This window comes from Ectopseudomonas chengduensis, from assembly GCF_900102635.1.
In the GTDB taxonomy this organism is placed as follows: domain Bacteria; phylum Pseudomonadota; class Gammaproteobacteria; order Pseudomonadales; family Pseudomonadaceae; genus Aquipseudomonas; species Aquipseudomonas chengduensis.
The window spans coordinates 82,716-109,162 of the sequence record NZ_FMZQ01000011.1 but is presented as its reverse complement, the minus strand read 5'-3'; the positions used below and the strand labels follow the sequence as shown (position 1 = coordinate 109,162).

The 26,447-nt window shown below is 65.1% G+C and carries 20 protein-coding genes; 9 read left to right on the top strand and 11 right to left on the bottom strand.

Annotated features, from left to right (window positions below; translation table 11 throughout):
- Positions 1-21: 21 nt before the first annotated feature.
- From BLS08_RS17390 to BLS08_RS17360, 7 genes are all read right to left on the bottom strand, one after another.
- Entirely contained in the window at positions 22-2,424 is a 2,403-nt protein-coding gene (locus tag BLS08_RS17390; protein WP_017678794.1) for a TonB-dependent receptor, read from the bottom strand.
- Positions 2,425-2,613: 189 nt separating this feature from the next.
- The gene (locus BLS08_RS17385) at positions 2,614-3,534 is read right to left on the bottom strand and encodes a FecR family protein (protein ID WP_017678792.1); all 921 of its coding nucleotides are present in this window, start codon (positions 3,532-3,534) and stop codon (positions 2,614-2,616) included.
- Complete coding sequence (locus tag BLS08_RS17380; RefSeq protein WP_017678791.1) at positions 3,524-4,024, bottom strand: RNA polymerase sigma factor; 501 nt, start codon at positions 4,022-4,024, stop codon at positions 3,524-3,526. The genes BLS08_RS17385 and BLS08_RS17380 overlap by 11 nt, the downstream gene beginning before the upstream one ends.
- Positions 4,025-4,135: 111 nt before the next feature.
- A complete protein-coding gene (locus BLS08_RS17375; RefSeq protein WP_004425073.1) occupies positions 4,136-4,282 on the bottom strand; it encodes a DUF2474 domain-containing protein in 147 nt (48 codons plus the stop codon).
- Positions 4,283-4,478: 196 nt separating this feature from the next.
- A complete protein-coding gene (gene cydB / locus BLS08_RS17370) occupies positions 4,479-5,486 on the bottom strand; it encodes a cytochrome d ubiquinol oxidase subunit II (RefSeq protein WP_017678790.1) in 1,008 nt (335 codons plus the stop codon).
- Positions 5,487-5,488: 2 nt separating this feature from the next.
- Positions 5,489-6,928 carry a cytochrome ubiquinol oxidase subunit I gene (locus BLS08_RS17365; RefSeq protein WP_017678789.1) on the bottom strand — a complete coding sequence of 480 codons (1,440 nt, stop codon included), beginning with the start codon at positions 6,926-6,928 and terminating at the stop codon, positions 5,489-5,491.
- Positions 6,929-7,312: 384 nt separating this feature from the next.
- Positions 7,313-8,590, bottom strand: a complete 1,278-nt coding sequence (locus BLS08_RS17360) for an acetyl-CoA C-acetyltransferase (RefSeq protein ID WP_017678788.1) — start codon at positions 8,588-8,590, stop codon at positions 7,313-7,315.
- Between the two features lie 231 nt (positions 8,591-8,821).
- On the opposite strand from BLS08_RS17360, the gene BLS08_RS17355 reads away from it, so the two are divergent.
- Positions 8,822-10,177: a 3-oxoacyl-ACP reductase gene (locus tag BLS08_RS17355; protein ID WP_017678787.1), complete on the top strand. Its 1,356-nt coding sequence runs from the start codon at positions 8,822-8,824 to the stop codon at positions 10,175-10,177.
- 120 nt (positions 10,178-10,297) lie between these two features.
- Here the strand turns inward: BLS08_RS17355 and BLS08_RS17350 are convergent, their stop codons facing one another.
- Entirely contained in the window at positions 10,298-11,290 is a 993-nt protein-coding gene (locus BLS08_RS17350) for an AraC family transcriptional regulator (protein WP_017678786.1), read from the bottom strand.
- 190 nt (positions 11,291-11,480) lie between these two features.
- Here BLS08_RS17350 and BLS08_RS17345 point away from each other — a divergent pair, with 190 nt between their 5' ends.
- The 8 genes from BLS08_RS17345 (at position 11,481) to BLS08_RS17310 (ending at position 16,984) form a co-directional block, all read left to right on the top strand.
- On the top strand, positions 11,481-12,338 hold the full coding sequence (locus tag BLS08_RS17345) for a MaoC family dehydratase (RefSeq protein ID WP_055984147.1): 858 nt from the start codon (positions 11,481-11,483) through the stop codon (positions 12,336-12,338).
- Between the two features lie 85 nt (positions 12,339-12,423).
- Positions 12,424-12,729 carry a nucleotide pyrophosphohydrolase gene (locus BLS08_RS17340; RefSeq protein WP_017678784.1) on the top strand — a complete coding sequence of 102 codons (306 nt, stop codon included), beginning with the start codon at positions 12,424-12,426 and terminating at the stop codon, positions 12,727-12,729.
- Complete coding sequence (locus BLS08_RS17335) at positions 12,726-13,475, top strand: methyltransferase domain-containing protein (protein ID WP_017678783.1); 750 nt, start codon at positions 12,726-12,728, stop codon at positions 13,473-13,475. The genes BLS08_RS17340 and BLS08_RS17335 overlap by 4 nt, the downstream gene beginning before the upstream one ends.
- A gap of 75 nt (positions 13,476-13,550) precedes the next feature.
- Complete coding sequence (locus tag BLS08_RS17330) at positions 13,551-14,132, top strand: DUF4136 domain-containing protein (protein ID WP_017678782.1); 582 nt, start codon at positions 13,551-13,553, stop codon at positions 14,130-14,132.
- Between the two features lie 21 nt (positions 14,133-14,153).
- Entirely contained in the window at positions 14,154-14,708 is a 555-nt protein-coding gene (locus BLS08_RS17325) for a DUF4136 domain-containing protein (protein ID WP_017678781.1), read from the top strand.
- A 16-nt stretch (positions 14,709-14,724) separates the two neighbouring features.
- Entirely contained in the window at positions 14,725-15,210 is a 486-nt protein-coding gene (locus BLS08_RS17320) for a GNAT family N-acetyltransferase (RefSeq protein WP_017678780.1), read from the top strand.
- A gap of 38 nt (positions 15,211-15,248) precedes the next feature.
- Positions 15,249-15,698, top strand: coding sequence for a DMT family transporter (locus tag BLS08_RS17315; RefSeq protein ID WP_017678779.1), 450 nt, complete (start codon positions 15,249-15,251; stop codon positions 15,696-15,698).
- A 158-nt stretch (positions 15,699-15,856) separates the two neighbouring features.
- Positions 15,857-16,984: a GGDEF domain-containing protein gene (locus tag BLS08_RS17310; protein WP_017678778.1), complete on the top strand. Its 1,128-nt coding sequence runs from the start codon at positions 15,857-15,859 to the stop codon at positions 16,982-16,984.
- Between the two features lie 15 nt (positions 16,985-16,999).
- Here BLS08_RS17310 and BLS08_RS17305 read toward each other — a convergent pair whose 3' ends face one another.
- From BLS08_RS17305 to BLS08_RS17295, 3 genes are all read right to left on the bottom strand, one after another.
- Positions 17,000-18,931 (bottom strand): methyl-accepting chemotaxis protein, encoded by a 1,932-nt coding sequence (locus BLS08_RS17305; protein ID WP_017678777.1) that lies wholly within the window; start codon positions 18,929-18,931, stop codon positions 17,000-17,002.
- A 199-nt stretch (positions 18,932-19,130) separates the two neighbouring features.
- Positions 19,131-21,455 carry a peptidoglycan glycosyltransferase PbpC gene (gene pbpC, locus BLS08_RS17300; RefSeq protein ID WP_017678776.1) on the bottom strand — a complete coding sequence of 775 codons (2,325 nt, stop codon included), beginning with the start codon at positions 21,453-21,455 and terminating at the stop codon, positions 19,131-19,133.
- Positions 21,456-21,523: 68 nt separating this feature from the next.
- Complete coding sequence (locus tag BLS08_RS17295; RefSeq protein ID WP_017678775.1) at positions 21,524-26,422, bottom strand: alpha-2-macroglobulin family protein; 4,899 nt, start codon at positions 26,420-26,422, stop codon at positions 21,524-21,526.
- Positions 26,423-26,447: the final 25 nt, after the last annotated feature.

The following is a 26,447-nucleotide window of genomic DNA, read 5'->3' as shown; positions in this document are numbered from 1 at the left end:
CAGACGCCGTCCCGCTCCCGATCAGAAATCGACCGTGGCCGAGACCTTGAAGGTACGGGGCGCGCCCTGGGTCAGATAGCCACCATTGGCCGAGGCCCAGTAGTTCTCGTCGGCGACGTTCTCCACTATCGCGTTGAAGGTCACGGCGCGCTGGTCCAGACGGGTCTTGTAGCGTGCGCCCAGATCGACGCGGGTCCAGGCCGGTATGCTGTAGTCATTGGCGGTATCGACATACTGACCACCGGTGCGCAACAGCAGGCCATTGAGGCTCAGCCCCGGCACGCCCGGCACATCCCAGTCGGCGCCGAGGTTGAACTGGAATTCGGGCACCCCGACGGCCTGGTTGCCATCGTTGATCCCACCGGCCGTGCCACGCAGCTCGGCTTCGGTCCAGGTCGCCCCGCCCAACAGGCGCAACCCGCGGAGTGGCTCGCCGAACAGGCTCAGCTCGATACCGCGGTTACGCTGCTCGGCATCCACGCCGTAGTTGCCGTTGCCGTCGAGCACACCTTGCGGCTGCTCGATACGGAAAACGCTCAGGTTGCCCCCGAAGCGACCCCAGTCGAGCTTCACCCCCACCTCGGTCTGCTTGGAGCGGTATGGGGCGAACATCGTCCCGCGGTTGTTGGCGGCGTTGGGCGCGGTTGGCCCCTGCTGCAGCGACTCCACGCGGTTGGCATAGAGCGAGAGATACTCGGTGGGTTTGATCACCAGACCATAGGCGGGCGTGGTGATGCTCTTGTCATAACCAGGTGCACGAATCCCTGTGGCAGCAGCCCAAGTGTCGGCAACGATATTCTGACGGCGCAAACCAAGCGTCAGCAGCACACGATCATCGACAAAACCCAGGGTATCGGAGACAGCCAGGCTCTTGTTCTGCACCTTGGCGGTGGTATCCGGGTCATGCAGATCACCGGAGACGCTAGTGGCGGGAGGCTCTGCAATCGGCAGCGCTTCATACAAGTTACCATTGCCACGGCTACCAGCGGCGGTGGACTCGAAGGCGTTGCGCTTTTCCTGCCAGATACCGTTGGCCGCCAGATTGACCTTGTGGCTGACCGGGCCGGTCTGCAGTTCGCCACGCAGGCCGGTGGCCAGGCTCAGGGTTTCCTGATCGAGCGGCGAATACAGGCGGCCGATGCGGGCCGCGCCATCGGCACCATAGACGTAGTTGGAGGCGTACACGCCGTTCTCCCGCGTGTACTTGCCGCCGCCAATCAGGTAGGCGGTCCAGGACGGCGACAGATCGTACTCGGCGCTGAACATGCCATAGCTGTCTTCCAGCTGCGACCAGCTCCAGGGCTGCGCGTAGTTATGCGTGGAGTCAGGTGCCCGAGGCACCTTGCCATTCAGGGTTGAGGTCACACCAGTAGTGGTCAGGTAGACAACTGAACGCCCCTCGTTGACGCGCTGCTTCTGGTAGCCAAGATCTGCAGCCAGGCGCAGGCGCTCGCCGCGATAATCCAGAGCAACGGTGGCCAGGCTGAAACGCGAATGCTCGTCGTAGACGGCCGTCTCGCCTTCACGCTGCGCCAGGTTGACCCGTACACCGAAGCGGTTGTCCTCGCCGAACCGGCGCCCCAGATCGAGATGCCCGCCCACGCGGCTGGCGTTGGCGTAGTCCAGAGTGAAGCTGCGAGTCGGGGTGTCTTCGGCGCGTTTGGAGACCACGTTGATCGCCCCGCCGACGCCACTGCCGCCAGGCGCCACGCCGTTGATGAAGGCGTTGGCGCCCTTGAACACCTCGACGCGCTCCACCGACTCGGTGGAAATGATCTGCCGCGGCAATATCCCGTACAGACCGTTGAAGGCGATGTCGTCGCTGTACAACTGGAAGCCGCGAACGACGAAGACCTGCGAAAAGTTACCGAAGCCGTAGGACTGGCGCACACCCGGATCGCTGGCCAGCACGTCGGCCAGGGTCTGCGCCTGGCGCGTTTCGATCAGCTCGGAGGTGTAGCTGGAAAAAGCGAAGGGCACGTCCTGCATGTCCTGGTTGCCCAGCAGGCCGATGTTCGCGCCACGCGACACCTGGCCGCCGGCATAGCTGGCCGGCAGGTCGCGGCGACCATCGAGCTGACCGCTGACGGTGGTAGCGCCCAGCTCCAGCACATCGCTGTTATCAGGACGCGGGATCAGCGTGACGGTGCCGTCGGCGCCGATACTGAAAGTCAGGCCGCTGCCCTGCAGCAACTGCTGCAGCCCTTCGCCGACGGAATAATCCCCCTTGAGTGCCTGGCGACCACTGACCCCGCGAGTCAGGCTGGCGTCGTAGAGCAGGCGGATGCCAGCCTGCCCGGCAAAATCGGTGAGCGCCGAATCCAGAGGCTGGGCCGGGATGTCGAGCTCGACGGCCTGCACCTGCGCGGCAGCGAGACCGAGGGAAAGCGCGATCAATGTCGGAAGGAAGGGAATCGAACGCATGCGGATGTCCTGTGCTCTGCTGGCTATTCATGCGAAAAAGTCGCATTTGCAGAAACAGAAGACGAAGGTAATTCGCATTCCTGAACCGGAGCAGCAAATATTTCGAAAAAAGATTCGCGGCATCACCCAGTCGTAGCCCGGATGCAATCCGGGGCGTGGTGCACGTCCGGCAGTTGTCAGATTGGAAGATCAGCCGTCGGACGACACCAGCAGCACGCCCGGCAAGTGGGTCAGCTTGACCGGCAGAGCGGTCTCGATGGCGCGCAGTAAGGCCTGTGGATCATCCAGAGCGAATACGCCGGTGACCTTCAGCTCACGCGCCGCTGCATCGAGAAACAGCACCTGCTGTGCCTGCTGGCGCTGCAGCTCCTCGAACACTTCGGGCAACGGGCGATCACGGAATACCAGCCGCCCCCGTTGCCAGGCCAAAGCCCGCGCGGCATCCAGTGGCTGCAGTGATTGCAGACGACCACCACGCCAGGCGATCTGCTCGCCAGCCTGCACGGCTCGCTCGGTACCCTCGCTGTCACTGACCTGCACATGCCCTTCGCTGACCGCCAGCAACACCTGATCCCCCAGCAGGTTGACGTCGAACCGAGTCCCGGTGACGCGAATGCGCGCCTCACCGGCCTCGATCACGAAGGGGTGGACAGCATCGGCCGCTACCTGGAAATCGACCTGGCCGCGATACAGACGCACTCGGCGCTGACCGTCTGCATCGGCGTTCCAGTCAAGAGCGGTGGCGCCATTGAGCTGCAGCCGCGAGCCATCCTCGAACGTTATCTCGCGGATTTCTCCGGCCTGAGTACGTACATCGGCATGCCAGCCCGGCGGGGTCAACCACAGCGCCAGCAGCAGGCTGGCCGCACTAGCCAGTGGCAGCGGCCAGCGCCGCTTGCGTCTGTGCATGGCCTGCACGATGGCAGCGGGCCGCTCGACTTGGCCGAGCAGCGCCCACAGGTTTTCCGCTTCCGCCAGCGCCTTGGCATGCTCAGCACTGGTCCGGCGCCAGCGCTCCATCGCCGCGTGATCAGCGGCACTGGCCCGCCCGGAATTCAGCAGCACCAGCCACTCCCGGGCCTGGCTACCCAGATCAGCCTCAGTGGTCATCCATGCGTTCCTGGCAATATTCGAGGGCCTTGAGGATATAGCGTCCGGCCATGCTTTCCGAGACGCCCAGGCGCTCGCCGATCTCACGCTGGGTCAGGCCGTCCAGGCGATTCCACAACAGCGCCTGGCGCAGGTGTTCGGGCAATTCATGCATCAGGAGCTGCAGACGAGCCAGACGGCGACTGTCCTCGATGGCGCGTTCGGGGTCGGGGAGTTCGCTTTCCAGCGCTTCGTCGAGCGGTGCCGACTGCGGACGAGTCTGCTGTTGGCGATGGTGGTCGATGAGCAGGTTGCGAGCGATGCGGTAGAGAAAGGCGCGTACGTTACCGATCTCCTCGGTACGACGCCCCTGCAAGCGCAGCCAGGTTTCCTGGCGCAGATCGGCGGCGAGTTCACTGCAGCGTGTCTGCCGGGTGAAGAAGCGCAGCAGCTCCGGGGAATGGCGCCGGAACAGTTCTTCAGGAGGCAGTGGATCGACAGGCAGGGACACGAAGGGTTCTCGGTGCCGGGAAAACCCGAGAAAATATTACAAGCGCAAATGATTTTCAAATATATCCACTCGACCCTATTGGCCGAATGGACGTTGGCTGGATCGCCGGGCTCAGCCCGGCGTCCCCAACCCCGCCGCGCTCATGAACTGGCGCAACAGCCAGGCCACGATGCCCAGCGCGGTGACGCTGCAGGCCCAGATCAGCACCAGCCAACCCAGACGCTGCCACAGCGGTTTCTTCTCTTCGGTTTCGGTCATGGCCGTCTCCTAAGAACCTGATTCAAAGCCTCGCGAGCTAGAGCCATGCAAGGCGCAACGTGAGTAACAGCCTCCGGCTGGTCAAAGCAGGCGAGGACCGGTCGGAGTCGCGTTCGACTGTACAAGTGGTACATGAGCAGGCCGAGCCTGCTTTTAACGCCGCAGGGCCGACGCGCAGCAGGCTTTGGACAGGTTCTCAGTGATAGCCGTCATCCACCGTCACCTTGCCTCTAAACACGTAATAGCTCCAGGCGGTGTACATGAGAATGAAGGGAATGATGAACAACGCGCCCACCAGCATGAAGCCCTGGCTCTGCGGCGGTGCGGAGGCCTCCCAGATACTGATCGACGGCGGAATCACGTTCGGCCACAGGCTGATGCCCAGGCCGCTGTAGCCGAGGAAGATCAGCGCCAGGGTGAGCAAGAATGGCGAGTAGTTGGCGTTGCTGGCCACGGCCCGCAGCAGCGCCCAGGTGCACAGCAGCACCAGCACTGGCACCGGCATGAACCAGAACAGGTTGGGCAGGCTGAACCAGCGCTCGGCAATCGCCGGATGCTCGAACGGCGTCCACAGACTGACGATACCAGTCACGGCCAGCACCACGAATACCAGCGGGCGCCCCAGATCATGCATCTGCTGTTGCAAGCGACCTTCGGTTTTCATGATCAGCCAGGTGCAGCCGAGCAACGCATAGGCAGCGATCAGCGCCAGGCCGCAGAACACCGAGAATGGCGTCAGCCAGTCGAACGCTCCACCGGCGAAACTGCGATTGACCACCTCGAAACCGTCGATATAGGCGCCCAGTGCCACGCCCTGGAAGAAGGTGGCAGTCAGCGAGCCGCCGATGAAGGCCTTATCCCACAGATGGCGCTTGGCGGCCTTGGCCTTGAAGCGAAACTCGAAGGCCACACCACGGAAGATCAGCCCCAGCAACATCAGGATCAGCGGCAGATAAAGCGCGTCGAGTACCACCGCATAGGCCAGCGGGAAGGCGCCGAACAGGCCGGCACCGCCGAGTACCAGCCAGGTCTCGTTGCCGTCCCAGACCGGTGCGACGGTGTTCATCATCACGTCGCGCTCGCCGTCGTCACGGACGAAGGGAAAGAGGATGCCGATACCCAGATCGAAGCCATCCATCACCACGTACATCATTACGCCAAAGGCGATGATCACCGCCCAGATCAGCGGAAGGTCGATACCCATGTTCAGCTCCTCTCCGGCAAGGTGTCGGTTTCACCATCTTCCAGGCCTTCTTCGGCCGCCGACAGCGGACGCGCTGGCGTACGCGGCTGACCGGGCCCACCTTCGGACGTTTCCTTGCCCTCGTCGATCTTCGGCCCCTTGCGCACCAGGCGCAGCATGTAGCCGATGCCCGCACCGAACAGCACGAAATAGACCACCACGAACAGAGCCAGGGTAAAGCCCAACTGCGCCGCGCTATGCCCTGACGAAGCATCGGCGGTACGCATCAGGCCATGGATGATCCAGGGTTGGCGGCCGATCTCGGTGGTGTACCAGCCGGCGAGGATGGCGATGATCCCGCTCGGGCCCATCCACACCGCCAGATGCAGGAATGGCCGGCAGGTATACAGCCGCTCGCCGCGGCGCAGCCAGGTGCCCCACAGGCCGGTGAGGATCATCATCAGGCCCATGGCGACCATGATGCGGAAGGTCCAAAAGACGATGGTGGAATTGGCGCGGTCTTCCGGCGGGAAGTCCTTCAGGGCCGGCACCTGTTTATCCAGGCTGTGGGTCAGGATCAGGCTACCGAGCGCGGGGATTTCCACCTTGAAACGGGTTTCCTCACGTTCCATATCCGGCCAGCCGAAGAGGATGAGCGGGGTCGGCTCGTCACCGACATTTTCCCAGTGTCCTTCAATGGCGGCGATCTTCGCCGGCTGGTACTTGAGGGTGTTGAGGCCATGCAGGTCACCGATGAAAGCCTGTATCGGCGCCACCAGCAGAGCCATCCACAGCGCCATCGAGAGCATCTTGCGGATAGCCGGGTTGTCACGCCCGCGCAGCAGGTGCCAGGCCGCCGAAGCGCCGACGAAGAAGGCGGTGGCAAGGAACGCGGCGGTCGCCATATGCGCAAGGCGATAAGGGAACGACGGGTTGAACACCACGGCGAACCAGTCCACCGGAATCACCCGGCCATCGATGATCTCGTAACCCTGCGGCGTGTGCATCCAGCTGTTGGAGGCGAGAATCCAGAAGGTCGAGATCAGCGTGCCGATGGCCACCATCACCGTGGAGAAGAAGTGCAGGCCAGGCCCGACGCGGTTCCAGCCGAACAGCATGACGCCGAGGAACCCCGCTTCGAGGAAGAACGCGGTGAGCACCTCGTAGGTCAGCAGCGGCCCGGTGACCGCCCCGGCAAAGTCGGAGAAGGCACTCCAGTTGGTGCCGAACTGATAGGCCATGACCAGGCCGGAGACCACGCCCATGCCGAAGTTGACCGCGAAGATCTTCGACCAGAAATGATAGAGATCACGGTACAGGGTATTGCTGGTCTTCAACCAAAGACCTTCGAGCACCGCCAGGTAGCTGGCCAAACCAATGGTGATGGCCGGAAAGACGATGTGGAAGGAAATGGTGAAGGCAAACTGGATTCGGGCGAGATCAAGCGCCTCTAGGCCGAACATGTCACATCCTCATTCAGGGTTATTTCGGCCCCAGCACGCAAGCCGATCCATAGACTCCAGGTCTTGGAGTCAAACGAACTGAAATTGTTCTTATGGAAATGGAATGCAGTCGAGAAGCTGCTGAGTAAAGCGCGAAAAGGCGTACTGATCTGGATCAATGCGCACTAAAAGACTAGCCGCTAAAGGCATAACTAGCGCTGTGGTGATTTGCCGCGCGACAGGCCACCGCAGCAACCACTCATTGCAGGCGGTCATCGCGGCTAAAGCCCCTCCTACAGCCAGGCGGCGCACAAAAAAAGGGCGGCCACGCGCTACGCGGGCCGCCCGAATCACGGAGTTGCTTACATCGAGTGATCGCGATGACTTGCGACCACCCGTATTGGATTACCGCTCAAGGATTGCGGTCACACCCTGACCGCCTGCCGCGCAGATGGAGATCAGACCGCGCCCCTCACCGGCCACCGACAGCAGCTTGGCCAGGTTGGCGACGATACGCCCGCCGGTGGCCGCGAACGGGTGGCCGGCAGCCAGCGAACTGCCCTTGACGTTCATCTTGCTGCGGTCGATGGTCCCCAGTGCGGCGTCCAAACCCAGGCGCTCCTTGCAGTAGTCGGCGTCCTCCCAGGCCTTGAGCGTGCACAGCACCTGGGCGGCGAAGGCTTCGTGGATCTCGTAGTAGTCGAAGTCCTGCAGGGTCAGGCCGTTGCGCGCCAGCAGGCGCGGCACCGCATAGACCGGCGCCATCAGCAGGCCCTCCTTGCCCTGGACGAAATCCACCGCCGCCGCTTCGCCGTCGCGCAGGTAGGCCAGCACCGGCAGACCACGAGCCTTGGCCCACTCCTCGCTGGCCAGCAGCACCAGCGAGGCGCCATCGGTCAGCGGCGTGGAGTTGGCCGGGGTCAGCGTGCCGCGCGGTCCGCGTTCAAAGCAGGGTTTGAGGGTCGCGAGTTTCTCGGCGCTGATGTCCGGGCGTAGATTCTGGTCGCGGGTCAGACCGAGAAACGGCGTCATCAGGTCATCGTGCCAACCCTCGGCGTAGGCCGCCGCGAGCTTCTGGTGACTGGCCAGTGCCAGCTGATCCTGCTCGTCACGCGGGATGGCCCAGCGCTGCGCCATCAGCTCGCAATGCTCGCCCATCGACAAGCCGGTGCGCGGCTCGCCATTGCGTGGGATGTGCGGCGCCAGATGGCGCGGGCGAATCTTCAGCAGGCTCTTGATCTTGTCGCCGGTGCTCTTGCTGCGATTGGCCTCCAGGAGGATCTGCCGCAGCCCCTCGTTGACGCCAATGGGCGCGTCGGAGGTGGTATCGACGCCGCCGGCGATGCCGCAGTCGATCTGCCCAAGGGCGATCTTGTTGGCCACCAGAATCGCCGCTTCCAGGCCGGTGCCGCAGGCCTGTTGCAGGTCGTAGGCTGGCGTCTCCGGCGCCAGACGCGAGCCCAGCACGCATTCACGGGTCAGGTTGAAGTCCCGCGAGTGTTTGAGCACAGCCCCGGCCACCACCTCACCGAGGCGCTCGCCATGCAGATTGAAGCGCTCGACCAGCCCTTCAAGGGCGCTGGTCAGCATTTCCTGATTGCTCGCCCTGGCGTAGACGGTGTTGGAACGCGCGAACGGGATACGGTTGCCGCCTACGATGGCGACCCGGCGCAACTGGGTCATGTGGACTCCTTGCTGGTCGAGAAATCGAAGAAACCTGTGGCGAACTATTGCCCGTCAGCCGGTTCCCAGAAACATGAGACATACACTTTAGCCCTATGGTCGTACAGGCTAAACCTTGAATAGCCGCGAACATTGGCCGCCTCGCCGGCGCGTGAGGCAACAGAGTCAATTGCGCTTTGCCGACTGCCGCGTACAGTGACACGACTTTCGATTCGCCCGCAGGAGCCCTTCATGTCTGATCGTTACCTCGCCTTCGCCAATTCATCCACCGGCCGCCGCCTGGTTGGCGCCCTCGGTCTGCCGGCGCCTGTGCGCCTGGAACGCTGGATGGCCGGCCGCGTACGACCGATCGATGGCGCCCTGCTGTTCGGCGGTGAAGGCGACCTGGTCAAGGCCATCCAGCCTTTCGCCAGCAAGCTCACGGATCAGTTGTTCGCCGCGCGCGACGGCCAGTTCGACCTGCCCCGCTGGACCGCCGAGCACGGCCCCAAGCTCAAGGCGCTGGTCTTCGACGCCAGCCACCTGACCCGTTTCGAGCAGTTGATCGAGCTGCGCGATTTCTTCCAGCCCGCCTTCAAGGGGTTGGCCAACAGCCCTCGCGTGGTGGTGCTGGGGCGTGCGCCGGAGTCGCTCAAAGACCCGGTCGCCGCCAGCGTGCAGCGCTCGCTGGAGGGCTTTACCCGCTCGCTGGGCAAGGAGATTCGCCGCGGTGGCAGCGTGCAACTGCTCTATGTCGGCAAGGGTGGCGATCAGCAGCTGGAGGGCGCGCTGCGCTTCTTCCTCTCGCCGAAAAGTGCCTACGTTTCCGGCCAGGTGCTGCGTCTCGGCGCCTGCGGCGAACAGGTCAAGGACTGGACGCGCCCGCTGGCCGGCAAGAAAGCGCTGGTCACCGGTGCCTCGCGCGGTATCGGCGCGTCCATCGCCGAAGTGCTCGCCCGTGACGGCGCCGAGGTGGTGCTGCTCGATGTGCCCCAGGCAGCCGATGCGCTGCAGGCGCTGGCGGCGCGCCTGGGTGGGCGGGCCGTGACCCTGGATATCTGCGCCGACGATGCGCCGCAGCGCCTGGTCGAAGCCCTGCCCGACGGCCTCGACATCGTCGTGCACAACGCCGGCATCACTCGCGACAAGACCCTGGCGAAGATGAGCGACGCGTTCTGGAACTCGGTGATCGACGTCAACCTCAAGGCGCCACAGGTACTGACCCAGGCGTTGCTGGACGCTGACAAGCTGCACGACAACGGCCGCGTGGTGCTGATCGCCTCGATCAGCGGCATTGCCGGCAACATGGGTCAAACCAACTACGCGGTGAGCAAGGCCGGTGTAATCGGCCTGGCTCAGGCCTGGGCGCCGGCCCTGGCGAAGAAAGGCATCAGCATCAACGCGGTCGCCCCCGGCTTCATCGAAACCCAGATGACCGCCGCCATTCCACTGGGTATCCGCGAAGCTGGACGACGGATGAACTCGATGAGTCAGGGTGGCCTGCCGCAGGACGTCGCCGAGGCCGTGGCCTGGTTCGCCCAGCCGGGTTCCGGCGCAGTGACTGCGCAGGTGCTGCGCGTGTGCGGGCAAAGTTTGTTGGGGGCTTGAGACCGTTGCGAGGGTGGGCTGAAGCGGATCGCCGCCCGGCCCACCCTACTGCCAGAGCGATTCGTGTAGGGTGCGCCGCGCGCACCGAGGTCAACCATTCATCCGGCGCACCCTACGACGTCAGGTTTTGCCGCGCTTGCGAAATTCCACCGGCGTTTCCCCGACCCAGCGCTTGAACGCGCGGTAAAAGGTGCTCGGTTCGGAGAAGCCGGTACGCTCGACGATCACTTCGATACGCTCGTCGGTCTTGAGCAACAGCTCCTTGGCCAGGCGGCAGCGGTAATCGGTGATTAGGTCGTTGAAACGCACCCCGGCCATGGCCAGGCGCTCGCGCAAGCGCCGCGCCGGCATGTTCAAGCGCGCCGCCACCTGCTCCAGGGTGGCGCCGCCATCGACCAGCAGTTCGGCGATCAGCTCTCGCACCTGGCGCACCAGGTCCAGCCTCTCCACTTCCGCCAACTGCCGCCGCGCCAGCGACTCGTGCATGCGCAACAATTCCGGGGCGGCGTGGCGCGAGGCCTTGTCCAGCACTGCAGCGTCGAACAGCAGTGCACAGTCCTCGGCGCCCAGACGTACCGGGCAACCATAGACCGCCTGGTAGCGCTCAGCGGGCGCGCCCTCGGCATGCATGAAGCGCACTTCACGTGGGCGGAAATCGTTTTCGGTCAGTGCCGCGAACAGGCGGATCACCGCGCCGGCCAGCATCTCCGGAAAGTGCCGCGGCGTATCAGCTTCCAGTCCCAGGGTCAGCACGGCCACGTCGCCTTCCACATCCAGGCGCGCGCTGAGGGTGTCGGAGAGCAGGCGCACATAGCGCAGCGCGTGGCGCAGGCCAACGCCAAAGGTTTCACTGGAGAGAAACAGGTATTCCAGCAGCAGGCCATGGAAGGCGGGCAGGTGCTGCGCCAGGTACAGGCCGACATGCTCCTCGCCACACTCTTCGCTGGCGGCCTTCCAGAATGGCGCCTGGGCGGCATGAGGAAAGCGGCCAGCCGGCAGCCCACCAGGAGGCAGGCCAACGCGCACCAGCACGCGGTCAGGATCGGTTCCGCTGGCACGCAGGGCATCGATTACCGGGCGCATCAGCGCCACATCGTCGGTCAGATCACGCATGATTCCTGCTGTTCTTCTTATTAGTGAGCATTTTTCGTGAGCGGCGCCATCTTAGGGTCAGCGAGCCACCGCGTGCAAACCACGTCGCAGGTCGGATTGACTGGCCTGCACACAAGCTGGGCAGAACAGCCAATGCCAGTTTAGGTCTGAGGGTTAAGCTGCTGTCATTCATTCGCCAAGGAGTTCGCCAATGGCCATCGACTGGCTCGACCTCGATACACCTCCGGCTCTGCCCGGCCTGTTCCTACGCGCGGCCCTGCGTCGCAAGGTGACCGGCCGCCAGCTACCTAATATCGGCCTGCGCTGCCGCGTGGACGTGGCCCCCAAGCACCTGGCGCACTATCGCCAGGTCTGCGCCATCGCAGACAGTCCCTACCTGCCACCGGTCTATCCGCATGTGCTGGCTTTCGGTCTGCAGATGCAATTGCTCACCGACCGCCGCTTTCCGTTCCCGCTGCTGGGCCTGGTGCATCTGGAGAACCGTATCCGCGTATTGCGCCCAATGGGCGGGCTGGGGCCGTTCCAGATCAGCGTGCAGGTGACCGACCTGCAGCCGCACGACAAAGGCGCCACGTTCAGCCTGATCACCCGCCTGGAAGATCAGCTCGGCCTGCTCTGGGAAGGTGACAGCCGCATTCTCTGCCGCGCTCTGCGTCTCGACGGCCAGGCGCCGCTACGCGCCGAACAGCCGCCGCTGGAACTGATGCCACTGGCCGACTGGGCCGCCCCTGCCGATACAGGCCGGCGTTACGCGCGTGTGGCCGGCGATTACAACCCGATCCACCTCTACGCCGTGACGGCACGTCTGTTCGGCTTCCCGCGCGCCATCGCTCATGGTCTGTGGAACAAGGCGCGCAGCCTCGCGGCCTTGCACGCCCACCTGCCGCAGGCCGGCTACGTGGTGGACGTACGCTTCCAGAAGCCCGTGCTGCTGCCCACCCACATTGCTTTGCAAGCCAGCGAGCCTGGCGCCAGCGGCCAGTTCCGCCTGATCGGCGAAGGTGACACCCCGCATATGGCTGGGAGCTGGCAGCCGCTGGAAAACTGATCTCCACATCCTGTAGGAGCGCACAGGACATCTTGCAGCACGCTCCGTTCGAGCCGAAGCTATGCGGCTCGAACGGAGCCACACCATGAACCTCGCTGAACTCACCGCCCGCATGCACGCCATTCGCGATCACAACGATTGGCGCCGTTACCAGAGCCCGAAGAACCTGGCCATGGCCGCCAGCGTGGAAATGGCCGAGCTGGTGGAGATCTTCCAGTGGCTGAGCGAAGAACAGTCGCGCCAGCTGCCTACCGACCAGCTCGCCCACGCCGGGCAGGAAGTGGCCGACGTAGTGCTGTATCTCGTGCAGCTGTGCAGTGAACTGGGTATCGACATGAATCAGGCGGTGCTCGACAAGCTCGCCGACAACGAACGGCGCTTCCTCAAATGAGCGACCGCCACTTCGACGAACTCGCCACCCGTTTCGCCGAGAAGATCTATGGCGGCGCCAAGGGCGCCATCCGCCTCGCCGTGCTACAGGCAGATCTCGCTGAAGCGCTGCCGGATCGCCCGCTGCGCGTGCTGGACGTCGGCGCCGGCCTGGGCCACATGAGCCTGTGGCTGGCCCAACGCGGCCATCAGATCACCCTGGCCGAGCCCGCAGAGCCTATGCTCGAAGGTGCTCGCCAGCGCTTCGCCGAGGCAGGCCAGAATGCCACTTTCCTCCAGGCACCCTGGCAGGAGCTACTCGGCCAGTTGCAGGAGCCCTTCGATCTGGTGCTGTGCCACGCCGTGCTGGAGTGGCTGGCCGAGCCGGCAGCCATCCTGCCGGTGCTGCACCAGCTGACGGCCAAGGAAGGCTGGCTGTCGCTGGCCTTCTACAACAAGGACGCGCTGATCTACCGCAACCTGCTCAAGGGGCATTTCCGCAAACTGCGCAAGGAACACTTCGCCGGCGAGAAACAGAGCCTGACCCCACAGCAACCGGTCGACCCGCGCGAGCTGGCCACGCAACTCGCCGCCGACTGGCAGGTCGAAAGCCGTAGCGGCGTGCGCGTATTCCACGATTACATGCCGCAGCAATTCCAGGCCAAAGCCGAACTGATCGACATGCTGGAAATGGAGCTGGCGCACCGCCGCCATCCCAGCTTCGAGGGGCTCGGCCGCTACCTGCACTGGATCTGCCGACCACGTTGAGCGCGTTGGACGAAGCTGGCAGGCCGGCGTAGCCTGAAACCATCGGGGATGTCGCACGCGACCACGGAGACGACCATGCGCACCGCCATAGCCCTATTCATCTTGCCGCTGCTGGCCGCCTGCCAGAGTAAGAACCCCTACCAGGCCGAGTCGCTACCCATGCCACCGGCGCCGCCCGAAGCGGCCACGACCTTCGACCGCAGCGCCTACCCTGCCGCGCCGCGTGACTACGGCCGCTATCGCAGCTGGAGCTGGCTGGATGGCCGCGCGCCTGGCGGCGATCAGTTGGCCGACAGCGTCAGCGCCGGCCTCGACCAGTATGGCCTGCGTCCGGCGCTCAATGGCCCTGGCGACGTGCTGGTCAGCGCCCGTATCAGCCAGGAAACCCGTCTGCGCCAATATCAGGACAACGTCGGTGGCTACTACGGCACCGGCAGCCACTGGGACCGCCGTTACGGCGCCTACGGCAGCGTCCCCATCGTGCGCACTTACGAACAGAAAGTGGCCGTGGTACGCATCGAACTGATAGACCCACGCGACCGCCAGGTGGTCTGGTCAGGCAGCGGCGAAGCCATGGCCGGCAAGGACCAGGCGGCGCAGGCCGATGCCATGCGTGCGGCCATCCGCAGCGCGCTGAACGGCTACCCACCCTATTGATCGACAGCCCTGGAGAGCACCATGCGTAACCTGTCCTACCTGATCGCCGCGCTGCTCCTGAGCGGCTGTGCCAGCGTCAGCCTGGAGCGCGACTTCGACCCCAGTCGCGACTTCGGCGCCTACCGCAGCTGGAGCTGGATGGACGACAAGCTCGCCTACCAACCCGACGACGCACGCCTGAAGAGCGATATCACCGAAGCGCGAATCAGCCAGGCCGTCGCCGAGCAGCTCGAGCAACGCGGCCTGCGCCAGGCAGCTGACGGCAAGGGCGACCTGAAAGTGCAGAGCGTGCTGATCGTCGACGAGCGTCAGGACCAGATCACCACCCAGTACGGCGGTGGCTGGGGCGGCTATTGGGGAGGTTACTGGGGCGGCCCGGCCTTCACCGAAACAAGCCGTGTGGACTACAAGGTCGCGACGCTGCAGATCGACCTGTACGACGGCAAAGACGGCAAACTGGTCTGGCGCGGCAGCGGTGAACAGGTGATGCGCAGCCAGCCACCGACACCGGCAGAGCGCGAACGGGCGATCCGCGAAACCGTCACCCAGGTGCTCTCTCAGTATCCCCCGCGCTGAACAAGGACCGCCCCGTTTGAACGCAAACCTGCAACACCGCCCGGCCACGGCCACCGACCTCGGTGACGTGGTCGGCTTCCCGCAGAACGTCGATGAACTGTTCTTCTGCTACCCCAAGGCTATCTGGCCACTCAACGTCGGCCAGCTCGCTGCCGCCATTGCCGAGCGGCGTGAAAGCACCGTGGTGGAACTGGCTGGAAAAGTCGCCGGCTTCGCCAATTTCTACCAATGGCAGCACGGCGAATTCTGCGCCCTTGGCAACCTGATGGTGGCGCCCTGGGCGCGCAGCCAGGGCGTGGCTCAACACCTGGTGGAAGTGATGGAACAGATCGCCCGCGAGCGCTATAAGGCGCCGCTGATGAAGGTGTCCTGTTTCAACGCCAACGCTGGCGGCCTGCTGCTCTACACCCGTCTCGGCTACCAGACCGTTGGCATCGTCGAACGCCGTGCCCCGGACGGCAGCCGCGTGGCACTGGTGCAACTGGAAAAAGCCCTGCCGTAACGCCTCGCCCCATCCTCCCTTCCTCGCTGGAGTTACCCATGAACCACATTAGTGGCTGGCTACTGGCCCTGCCCTTTCTCGCCGGCGCTGTGCTGCCACTGCAGGCCGGCATCAACGGCCAACTCGCCCGCCAGCTTTCCAGCGTCTTCGCCGCCGCGCTGATCTCCTTTGCCGTCGGCAGCCTGGCGTTGCTGCTGATGACCCTGAGCCAGCGCGAGATGCCCGGGCTTGGTGCACTCAAGCAACTGACCTGGTGGCACTGGAGCGGCGGCCTGCTCGGCGCATTCTTCATCGCCACCGCCGCCTTCGCCGGGCCACGCGTGGGCGCGCTGCTGTTCATGGTGCTGGTGATCGCCGGGCAGCTGGCCATGGCCATCACCCTCGATCATTTCGGCTGGGCAGGCTTTCGTGAATCGCCGATCACCTTCGGCAAGGTGGCAGGCCTGCTGTTGATCGTCGCCGGTATCTGGATGATTCGGCGCGGCTGACGGGTGGTGGCAAGTACTGGCAAATCGACATCCTCGCGTTCACGAAAAGGCGCTATGCTCTGGCAAGCAGTTTCTGTGATCACAAACCTCCTGGAGAAGGTTCTGACGTCGCCTGCGACGGCCCGGAGGTGGCCGCCAGCGGTGGCAGGCCAAAAGAAATGACCGACGCCGAAGTACCGCGCCAACCCAATACCTTCGCCCTGTGGCGTGAAGTGGATGACACCCGCATCCGCACACGCCTGGGAGGTCTCTTCTACGCCCTCGCCTGGCTGCTGACCTGGGTATTCAGTGCGGCACCGGGCAGCCTGATGGTCAGCGGCGTGCTGGGCTGTACGGTATTCGTCGTACTCCTGGCTGCGCGCCTGCTGCACCGCCCCGATGGCCTCGACAGCCCTGAACAGTTGCAATGCTGGCTGGATCGTCACTGGGGTCTGATCCTCCTAACTTCGTTGTGTTGGGGCCAGGCCCATGCGCTGGCGGTATACAGCGACGCCTACAATGACTCGGAAATGATCGCCACCCTGGCGACGGTGGCCTTCGCCACGGCAATGACCTTCAACTTCGCCATGCGCCGAGGCCGCGCCCTGCTGGCGCTGGCCCTGCTCTATCTGCCGGGCCTGGCAGTGATGGCGCTGAATTGGCAGCAGAAGCATGCGATGCTGATCACCCTGACCTTCTATCTCAGCTATCTGATTCTGGTGCTGGGGCGCAATCACCGTGAATACCGCGCCACTCTCGATCTGGAGCTAAAGCTGCTGGAGCAGCAGAGTCAGCTCGATCTGCTCAGCCGCACCGACAGCCTGACCCAACTGGGCAACCGCTATCAGTTCAACAACCTGTTCCCCAGCCTGGTGGCCAATGCGGTACGCCAGGGCGAGCCGCTGTCACTGGTGCTGATGGATATCGACTTCTTCAAGAAGGTCAACGACGAACACGGCCATGCCGGTGGCGACGCCTGCCTGAGCGCCTTCGCCGAACGCATGCGCAAGGTGTTCCGCCGCGATGGCGACGCACTGCTGCGCCTGGGTGGCGAAGAATTCGGCGTACTGCTGCCGGGCACCACCCTGGCCCAGGCGTGGGATCTGGCCGAGCACTTTCGCCAGGAACTTGAAACAGAAGGCCTGCTGCTGGCCGGCCAGCGCCTGGAGCTGACCACCAGCCTGGGCGTCGGCTGTTTCAGCAGCAGTCATGACGGCGACGCCGATGCCTTCTTCAAGCGCGTCGACGGGGCGCTCTACCGTGCCAAACGCGAGGGCCGCAACCGCCTGGTTGCGGCCGATCACTGAGAACGGACCTCAGGATTACAGCCTGAACTTGCCCATCTGCCCGGCCAGATCATCGGCCAGGCGGCTCAGGGTCTGGCAATCCTCACGGCAGACGCGCACCTCGCCGGCCGTGGCGTGAGCCAGGTCGGCGATGCCCTGCACGTTGCGGTTGATCTCCTCGGTCACCGAGCTCTGTTCTTCGGTCGCCGCAGCCACCTGAGTGTTCATGTCGCTGATGCGCTCGACCTGCTCGGTGATGGCACCCAGCGACTGCCCGGTGCGCTGACTGGATTCGACGCCGGTACCGGTGGCCGATTGCCCCGCGTGCATGGAGCTGACCGCCGTCTCCGCGCCCTGCTTGAGGCGCTGAATCATCTGCTGAATCTCGTCGGTGGAGGCCTGGGTGCGGCTGGCCAGGGTGCGCACCTCGTCTGCCACGACCGCAAAGCCGCGCCCCATCTCCCCGGCGCGCGCGGCTTCGATGGCCGCGTTGAGCGCCAGCAGATTGGTCTGCTCGGAAATACCGCGGATCACTGCCAGCACCTGATCGATCGACGCGACCTGCTCGGCCAACTCGGTCACCGCTCCGGCAGCGCTACCAATATCGGCGGACATGCGCTCGATATGGGCGATGGACTGGCCCACCACCTGACGCGCACTCTGCGCCTCGTCGCGCGCGCTGTGCGAGGACTGCGCGGCGTTGCTGGCGTTGCGCGCGATCTCCTGCACGGTCAGGCCCATCTCGTGCACGGCGGTGGCCACCATGTCGGTCATTTCCTGCTGTTGCACAGCACGCCCTGCGGTGTTCTCCACCACCCGCGCCACCTGACCGACTGCGGTACGCAGGCGCTCGCTGGTGGCCAGCACATCGCCGATCAGATCGCGCTGGCTGGCAAGAAAGCGGTTGAAGCCCCGCGCCAGGTCACCCAACTCGTCGGCCCGCGATTCATCCAGGCGTCGCGTCAGGTCGCCACCGCCGCCACCGATTTCCACCAGTGCCTGGGTCACCTGACGGATCGGCCGCACCAGACCGCGAGCCAGCAGCACCACCAGCCCCAGGAACAACAGCGCCACGGCCACGCCGATCAGGCTGGTCATCAGTAGCGCCTGCCGGGCCTCTGAGTAGACTTCGGCCTCGGGCACTTCGCTGACCAGCAGCCAGTCGATACTGGCGAACTTCTGCGCCACGGCGAGAAAGGTCTCGCCATCGCGCTCGAAACGTACCGCCCGGCTATCGCCTGCAAGCACCTGACGGCTGGCGTCGGCGCCGAAGAGTTCGGCGAGCTTGCCATTGCCGCTCAGCTCCGAACGCGGATGCACCTTGACGCCGCCCTGGCTGTCGATGAGAAACACCTGGCCGCGCTCGCCGAAGCGAAATTCGCTGATCATCTTCGACATGTCCGCCAGGTTGTAGCCCAGCCCCGAGACGCCGAGCGTCTTGCCACCGCGCTTGATGCGCTGGTTGATGAACAACGTGGGCAGCCGCGTGGTCTTGTCGATATCGATTTCCAGCACCCGGTCCCGGTCGCTGTCGACCAGGCGATAGAACCACTGGTTTTCAGCCTGACTGCGGTCGAGGGTGCGCATCAGCCCTTCACCGGTGGTGTAGTTGCCACTGGCCAGGGCGACGATGGAAGTGGTCATGGCGTTCTGCTGGGCACGCACGCCCTCCAGATAGCGCGCGAACTCGTCACGCCGGGAAACATCCTCGCCAGCTGCCAACCAGTCCTGCACCAGGCTGTTCTCGGCAATCGAGGCGTTGGCGGTAATGGGCGCAGTCAGCACCCGCTCCAGGTCGTTGCGGATCGCCAGCACCCGCGCCGGCAGCGCTTCTTCGATCAGGTAGCGCTCGGTCAGGCGATTGACCACCGCCGAGTAGATGCCGACGACGATTAGAATACTGGCCAACAGGGCAGCGCCCATGCTGAGGATCAACTGCCACTGAATACTGCGTTGCCAGAGGCGCATGGAGGCTTCTCCCGGTTATTATTTTGAGCTCGCCGAGCAATTGGATACAAAAATGTACACAAATTGCAAATCGGTTACCGTCAGATTTCATATCGGCGGCTCACGACCAAGCTTTATTCGCTACAGGCGGCATTATTTGCAGGGATGATCAGGCCTCAGGCCAGAGCGGTCGGCGCCCGCACACCGCCAGCGAGTCGCGTCACGGCCCGACGCTGAATTCCAGACGAGCGGTCTGACCACCCTCGTCGAGTACGCTCAGTTGATGCCTGCCGCTGTCGAAGGCATGGTTGAAGGGTGCATCCAGCGCGGTGTCACCCAGCGGTCGGCCATCGAGAAACCACCAGCGTCGGCCACTTCCCCCCAGCGCCGAAAGGCTGAGCCGCAGTGGCTCATGATTGCCTTGCGGGCGACGCAGACGATCACCATCGCGCACGCCGACGATGGACAGCGGCGCCACCTGGCTGCTGCGCGGGGGCGGGCAACTCGGATCGACGCTCGGCAAACGTGCCGTGCGCTGCTCACGACGTGGCAGCCAGGGCTCCAATGGCGCCGGCCACAAGGCCAGTTCACGCGCCTCGGCCCCGGCACAACCTGGACCAACGCGCCGCCCTTCGGCATTGAGCCAATAGCGCTCGCGCAGGCCACTACCCAACGGTTGATCGGCTGCCAGCAACGTGGGGGGCGTGGTGCCTTCCAGCGTCCAGGCAAAGCGCAGGCGCCGACAGTTGGGATCGTCCTTGCTCATCGGCTGCCCCAACGGCCAGCAGATGGCGGCCACGCCGACCTCGGCCGGCTGCGGGTCGGCCGGTGCAGCGATGCCGCGCTGGCTGTCGCGATTGACCAGCAGATCATGCACTTGCAGCAACAGCGGCGCGGCCGAGGCCAGACCGAACTGGCCCGGCACCGGGGTGCCGTCCGGGCGGCCGATCCAGATACCGATCAGATGACGCGGGCCAACGCCGATAGCCCAGGCATCGCGAAAGCCGTAGCTGGTGCCGGTCTTCCAGGCCAGGGTCGGGCGCTGCGCCAGGTAGGCGCGCGGGTCACGATCAGGCCGTGCCTGACCGCTGAGAATGCGCCGGATGATCCAGGCCGAACCTGGCGACAGCAGGCGCCGTTCGCGCAGCTCATCACCCGGCTGCAGGCGAGGCTTGGCCGCCATGCCACCGCGCGCGAAGGCGCTGTAGCCAGCCACCAGCGATTCCAGGCGCGAGCCGCCGCCCCCCAGGATCAGCGCCAGGTTCGGTTCGGCCAGCGCCGGCAGGCGAATCGGCACGCCGGCACTGCGCAGCTCGCCGGCGAAGCGCTTCGGCCCATAGGCTTCGAGCAGTTGCACGGCGGGCAGGTTGAGCGAGGTGGCCAGCGCCTCGCTGGCCGATACCGGGCCGATGAAGCCGGCGGCGAAGTTGCCGGGACGGTAGTCGCCATAGTGCCGCGGCACGTCCTGCAGCAGCGATTCGGAGTGAATCAGCCCGGCATCCAGGGCCATGCCGTAGAGAAAGGGTTTCAGCGTCGAACCGGGCGAACGCAGGGCGCGGACCATGTCGACATGACCGAAGCGCGAGGTATCAGCGATATCCACCGACCCAAGATAGGCACGCACCGCCATGCTCTCGTGCTCGACCACCAGAATCGCCGCCGAGGTGCGCTCGGGCAGGCGCGCGCGCCAGCCCAGCAGCAGATCCTCCAGGCGCAGCTGCAAACCGGCATCCAGCGTGGTGCGAATCAGCGGCGGACTGCCGGCGCGGTTCAACCGCCGCGCCAGCAAGGGCGCCAGGCTCGGCTCACGGCGCGGCGCGAGAAAAACCGGCTCTTCCAGCGCTTCATCCACCTGCGCCTGCGGCCACACCTGAAATTCGCCCAGGCGCCGCAGCACCTTGTCGCGCGCGGCCTGGGCGCGCTCGGGATGGCGGTCCGGACGCAAGCGGCTGGGCGCCTGCGGCAGTACCGCGAGCAACGCGGCGTCGGCACGGGTCAGTTGGCTCGGAGGTTTGCCCAGGTAACTCCAGCTCGCAGCCGCCACACCTTCAAGGGTGCCGCCGAAGGGCGCGCGGTTCAGATACAGGGTGAGGATTTCATCCTTGGACAGGTGCCACTCCAGCTGCGCGGTGCGCCACAGTTGCTTGAGTTTGCCGGGCAGGTCACGTCCGTGCGGGTCGAGCAGCCGCGCCACCTGCATCGACAGCGTGCTGCCGCCGGACACCACGCGCCCACCGGTGAGGTTCTGCCAGGCCGCACGGCCCAGCGCCAGCGGGTTGATGCCGGGGTGCTGGCGAAACCAGCGATCCTCGTAGGTCAGCAGCGCCTCCAGGTAATAGGGCGAAACTTCATCCGGCGTCACCGGATAACGCCATACACCGTCACGATCAGCGAAGCGCCACAGCGGCGTGCCGTCCTCGGCCAGCACCACACGCGCCAGATCATCCTCGGGCAGGGGTAGTGGAAAGAGTTGGTCGGCTAGCCAGATCAGGGTCAGGGGGAGCAGGAGGATTAGCAGCCAACGCTGCCAGCGTTTGAATGGCATGGTCAGTACAAGCTCCCGGATTCATCCGGGCTACGCAGACTGTAGCCCAAATGAATCCGGGATCGCTTTTAGCGCCCCCTCACCACCAGACTATCCGGCGCACTACCCAGCGCCTGCCAGCTCGGCCGGTACATGGACTCCACCTGCGGTGGTGGTACGCGATAGCTGCCAGGCGTCACCGCACGGGCCAGGTAGAGCAGGTGGGTGGTGCCATACTCCTCGACATCCACCGCTGCCACATAGCGATCACCACGGTATTCCTGGTGTTTGATCCGCGCATTCTGCATGGAGCCGCGCCATTCCTTGACGTTGCTGCCGGCGTCATCGAGGCTCGCGGCGCTCTGCGCCAGGTTCTGGTTTTCCAGCTCCAGGCCAGCCGGCAACAGGTCGACGACCAGCGCATCCGGTACGCGCTGCTTGGCCCGCACAGCCAAGTGCACCAGCACCAGCTCACCGCTGTCCAGACGCTGCAGATCGAGCGGACGGCCGTCCATGCCGAGGTACTCGCGCTCGATGCTGAGGTTCTCGCCACCGGCGCGTGGCGCCTGGCTCGGATAGCCGGACAGGGTCAGCTGCTGATACAGCTTGGTGCTGCCGGCATTGTTCACGCTCAGCGGTTCGGCCAGTTCGCCACGCTCCAGCTTGATACCGGGCTGCTGGTTGCTCAGCTCGAACTGGAAGGTGCCACTGGCAAGCGCAGCGCTCCAGGTCTGCTCCGGCTTGCCGAGAATGCCGCGACCGGCGAGGAACAGCGAATTGCGCTCCTGAGTCGACAGCCAGCGCTGGCCAGCCAGCTCATCGGCCAGGTTGAACAGACGCTGCTCGCGCTGACCGGCCGCCAGGTCGTGCTCCTCCAGCAGGGCGAGGATCAGCGCCTGGTCACGCAGCGGACTGCCGTAATCGGCCATCCAGCGCTCGCCATCGCGCTGCTGGATCAAGCCCTGATTCAACGCCTGCTCGGCACGCGGCGCATCACCCATCAGCTTCAGCGCCGCTGCCAGTTGCACCAGCGGCAGTCCGGAACGCGCATCGCTGCGGCGGTCGAACAGACTGCGCAGCGCACCCAGCGGCGCCTGTTGGCTGCGCGCCAGCACGTAGCCGGCGTAGGCCTGCACGGCGAAGCGGGTGTGGGCGAAGTCCTGGCTGTAGCTGGCCTCGATCAGGCTGCTCTGCTGCAGGTAGCGCAGCAGGCGATCACTGGCCTTCTTCAGTGCTTCCGGCGGTACGCCGAAGCCCTGCTCGCGAGCACGCAGAAGGAAATCGGTGACATAGGCGGTGAGCCAGTATTCCTCTTCGCTCTCGGCACTCCACAGGCCGAAGCCGCCGCTATGCCGCTGCATACCAAGCAGACGCTCGATGCCCAGCTCGATGCTCTTGCGTCGCTGCTCGTCAGGTTCACCCTCAAGGCCAAGGCGCTTGAGACTCGCGGCATCGGCGTAGAGCGACGGATAGAGGCCACTGGTGGTCTGCTCCAGGCAGCCGTAGGGGTACGCCTTGAGCGCACGAATCTGCTCGCCGAGGTTAAGCGGCGGTCGGCTCGACAGGGCCAGCACGGCCTCCAGCCCGGCAGGTTCGAACTGATTGAGGGTGCCCGCCGGCAGGCTCCACGGCTCGCCCTCACTCAGTACCGCGCGGAAGTGTTGCAACTGCGCCGGATACGCCGGGCGAATACCCAGTGTCCACTCGCGGCTGAAGTCGCCCAGCGTCTCGTTCGGCAGCGTCAGGCCCTGCACCTCGACATGGATGCGGCCCTGGCCCAGGCCGCCCTCGGCGCGTACCGGAATGCGCAAGGTGGTGCGCTCGCCATCCTTCAGGCTGATCGGCGATTCACCCTTGCCGAGCAGACGCAGCTGGCCTTCTACGTCCAGCTGCACATCGAGCTTCTGCTCGCTGCCGGACAGGTTGGTCAGGTCCAGCGCCAGGGTGGTTTCATCACCACCGGCGAGGAAGCGCGGCATCGACAGTTCGGCAATCAGCGGCGCGGCCACCACCGTCTTGGCTTCGGCCATGCCGAAGCGCTCGTCGCTCCAAGCCTGTGCCATCAGCCGCAGTTCGCCATTGAAGTCGGGGATATCCAGGCTGACTTCGCCTTCACCCTTGTCGTTCAGCTGCAGCGCATCGCTCTGCAGCGCGACGATCAGCACGCTGGTATCCGGGCGCTTGCCGCCGGCGGCAAGGCCGGCGTCACCGCCGAAGGCCAGGCTGGCGACACGCCCCTGCGCTTCGATCAGCTGCCCATAGATGTCCAGCTGGTCAGCGCCATAGGCCTTGCGCCCGAAGAAGTTGGCGAAAGGATCGGGTGTGGCGTAGCTGGTGATGTTGAGGATGCCCACGTCCACCGCGGCGACCAGCACATGCACCTTGTCGGGGATGCTGCCGTCGGCGTTGCGCGCACTGACCTTGACCTTCAGCGGCTGCTTCGGACGCATTTTTTCCGGCGCTTCCAGGCTCAGCGCCAGCTTGCGCGGAGCGCGCTCCAGTGGCAGGTGCAGCAGGCCGACGGCACGCTTCGGCGTGACCTGCGCCTTGCGCTCGCCAGGGCGAATCACCAGAGCACTGAGGTAGAGGTCGTGACGCGCCCATTTTTCGTCGATGGGCAGTTCGAAGGTCTGGCCTTCAGCCGGCACGCTGATTTCCTGCCACCACAGCGGACCGTCGCTGGACTCGACCAGCAGGTAGCCGTTGCCGGCAGCCGGCGGGGTGACGGTGATCTTGGCCACGTCGCCCGCGGCGTAGGCAGGCTTGTCCAGCGCCAGCTTGACCTGGTCCGGGCGCACCGCGCCGCCGTCGGCGTTGTCCTGCCAGCGGTAGCCGGCCCAGAAACGCAGGCTGCTGACCAGGCCGGTCTGGCCGTCCACCACCTCGACTCGGTACGGGCCCCACTCCACCGGGAAGCTGACCTTGGCGGTGCCGCCCGCGGCGACCTTCAGCGGCTCGTCGCTGAGGGTCAGGAATTTCTCGTTGTAGTTGTGACGCCAGCCTTCACCGTCAGAGAAGCTCCAGAAGTAGTCGCGACGCTCACGCACCAGGCGCACGTTGAGGCTGTCGGCCGCCAGCTTGTTGCCGGCGGCGTCGGCCACCAGTATCTCGAATTCGGCCAGGCTGTCGGCATCGACCTCCTCGCCGTCGAACAGCCCGCGCACACCCGGCAGACGCTCGGCGGGCCATACCGGCTGAATGATGCGGCGGGTAATCGGACGGCCGCCGGACTCCTGCAGGCTGGCCTGGAGGATCAAACGCAGCGGCGACTTGGCGTCGCCCCAGCGGTTTTCCGGGCGCAGCACGGCACGACCCTGGTCGTCGAGATTGATTTCGTCGAGCTCCTGGTCCTGACTCAGATCGGCCTCGGTGATGTCGCCGAACTGATAGCCCGGCAGGCTCGCCACCGCCTCACGCAACGGGCGCACGTAGAGCTGCCCGGTCAGACGATTGCCAGCGGCCGGCGCACCATAGAGGTAGCGTCCGGTCACCGCGAACTCGGCGCTGTCGCCCGGCGCGTAGGGCTGGTCCTGGCCCTTGAGCTCCAGGGCCATGCGCTCGGGCAGGAAATCCTCGACGAGAAATTCGTACAGCTGCGGGTTGCCGTCGCCCAGGTCGAGCAATAGCTGCCAGCGGCCGGTCGGGGCCTCTTCGGCGAGCGGCAGCTGGTATTGATAGAGGCCGTCATCGCCAGCATTCCAGACGAACTTGCGGCTGATCTGCTCATCCGGGCGGCGCACCTCGACGCTGACCGGCTGGGCCTTGACCGGGCTGCCGTCGGCATCACGCAACAGGCCGTTTAGCAGCACCGTCTCGCCGGGGCGATACAGATCGCGCGGGCCGAACACAAAGAACTGCAGGGCGTGCGCTTTCGGGCCGGTGATATCGAACTCGGCCAGGTCCAGCGCCGGCGTGTTCAGGCGCAGCAGGCTGGTCTGCTCGTCCTGTTTGGCCAGCAGCACCTGGGCCTTGGCAGGCAACGGCAGCTGTGCATGGCCAGCCGAATCGGTCTTGCCTTCAGCCAGCAGCGCGCCTTCACCATCGAGCAGCTCGAGCTGCACGCCGGACTGCGCCTTGCCACCTTCCAGCGCCTGGGTGAACACGTCGAGACGGTCGCGATAACGATGCGCGGACAGGCCGATATCACTCAGGGAGAACAGCGTCGCCGGCTGCGAGTAGCTGTAGCTGCCGGCCTCACGCATCACCGCCAGGTACACGCCCGGCTGCTTGAACGGATCCAGGCCGGCGATGGGCAGCAGCAAGGTTTCACGGGTGTTGCGCGCCGGGTTGAGGTCGAAGCGCCCGCCATAGACCAGATCGGCCATCGGCAGCAGTTCGCGCGCCTCCCAGGTATCCAGGTTGCTGGCCCGGCCCCAGCGGGACAGGAAACGCGGCAGCGCCTCGGGCTTGATGCGGAAGAACTCGACGTTGACCTTGTCGACGTTCAGCGCGATGACCGGCAGGCCTTCGGCCAGGCGGGTCGGCAGCAGCGAACCGCGGCTGGCGAAACCGACGCTGGCCTGCAGGTCGCGGGTTTCGAAACGGCTGACATGCTCTTTGGCGAGCTTGCCGCCATTGATCGACGTCAGGCCAGCATCGATGGTCAGCACCAGTTTGCGCTGCGGCTCCAGGTGGCGCAGGCGCAACTCGCTGAGGTTGTCGGTCAGTTCCCAGGCGCCGTCGACCTTGCCGGCAGTACTGTCGACCAGGTGCAGGCGCTCGGCGAAGGGCTGGTCGGGGTCCAGCGGGATGGAGAAGGTCACCGACAGCGCACTGGCGCCGTCGAGCTGCACCTCGGAGACGTCGACCACCTCCAGCTCGCGCCCGGCGTAGCGCTTGGCCAGCGCGTCGCGGTCGACCGCTGGCTTGGGCGCCGGTGGCTGTTGCGCAGCAGGGGCAGCGGGGGTCACCGTGGCAGGGGGTTCAGAAGAATCACAGGCGCTGAGCAGGGTCAGCACCAAGGCCAGAAGCAGTCCTTTGTTCGGCATTGCGGGCTCCGGAATCAGGGGGCGC

Bases quoted from the DNA above. Each gene is read 5' to 3' on its own strand.
- BLS08_RS17390 (WP_017678794.1), bottom strand. From the start codon at position 2,424: ATGCGTTCGATTCCCTTCCTTCCGACATTGATCGCGCTTTCCCTCGGT.
- BLS08_RS17385 (WP_017678792.1), bottom strand. From the start codon at position 3,534: ATGACCACTGAGGCTGATCTGGGTAGCCAGGCCCGGGAGTGGCTGGTG.
- BLS08_RS17375 (WP_004425073.1), bottom strand. From the start codon at position 4,282: ATGACCGAAACCGAAGAGAAGAAACCGCTGTGGCAGCGTCTGGGTTGG.
- cydB (WP_017678790.1), bottom strand. From the start codon at position 5,486: ATGGGTATCGACCTTCCGCTGATCTGGGCGGTGATCATCGCCTTTGGC.
- BLS08_RS17365 (WP_017678789.1), bottom strand. From the start codon at position 6,928: ATGTTCGGCCTAGAGGCGCTTGATCTCGCCCGAATCCAGTTTGCCTTC.
- BLS08_RS17360 (WP_017678788.1), bottom strand. From the start codon at position 8,590: ATGACCCAGTTGCGCCGGGTCGCCATCGTAGGCGGCAACCGTATCCCG.
- BLS08_RS17355 (WP_017678787.1), top strand. From the start codon at position 8,822: ATGTCTGATCGTTACCTCGCCTTCGCCAATTCATCCACCGGCCGCCGC.
- BLS08_RS17350 (WP_017678786.1), bottom strand. From the start codon at position 11,290: ATGCGTGATCTGACCGACGATGTGGCGCTGATGCGCCCGGTAATCGAT.
- BLS08_RS17345 (WP_055984147.1), top strand. From the start codon at position 11,481: ATGGCCATCGACTGGCTCGACCTCGATACACCTCCGGCTCTGCCCGGC.
- BLS08_RS17340 (WP_017678784.1), top strand. From the start codon at position 12,424: ATGAACCTCGCTGAACTCACCGCCCGCATGCACGCCATTCGCGATCAC.
- BLS08_RS17335 (WP_017678783.1), top strand. From the start codon at position 12,726: ATGAGCGACCGCCACTTCGACGAACTCGCCACCCGTTTCGCCGAGAAG.
- BLS08_RS17330 (WP_017678782.1), top strand. From the start codon at position 13,551: ATGCGCACCGCCATAGCCCTATTCATCTTGCCGCTGCTGGCCGCCTGC.
- BLS08_RS17325 (WP_017678781.1), top strand. From the start codon at position 14,154: ATGCGTAACCTGTCCTACCTGATCGCCGCGCTGCTCCTGAGCGGCTGT.
- BLS08_RS17315 (WP_017678779.1), top strand. From the start codon at position 15,249: ATGAACCACATTAGTGGCTGGCTACTGGCCCTGCCCTTTCTCGCCGGC.
- BLS08_RS17310 (WP_017678778.1), top strand. From the start codon at position 15,857: ATGACCGACGCCGAAGTACCGCGCCAACCCAATACCTTCGCCCTGTGG.
- BLS08_RS17305 (WP_017678777.1), bottom strand. From the start codon at position 18,931: ATGCGCCTCTGGCAACGCAGTATTCAGTGGCAGTTGATCCTCAGCATG.
- pbpC (WP_017678776.1), bottom strand. From the start codon at position 21,455: ATGCCATTCAAACGCTGGCAGCGTTGGCTGCTAATCCTCCTGCTCCCC.
- BLS08_RS17295 (WP_017678775.1), bottom strand. From the start codon at position 26,422: ATGCCGAACAAAGGACTGCTTCTGGCCTTGGTGCTGACCCTGCTCAGC.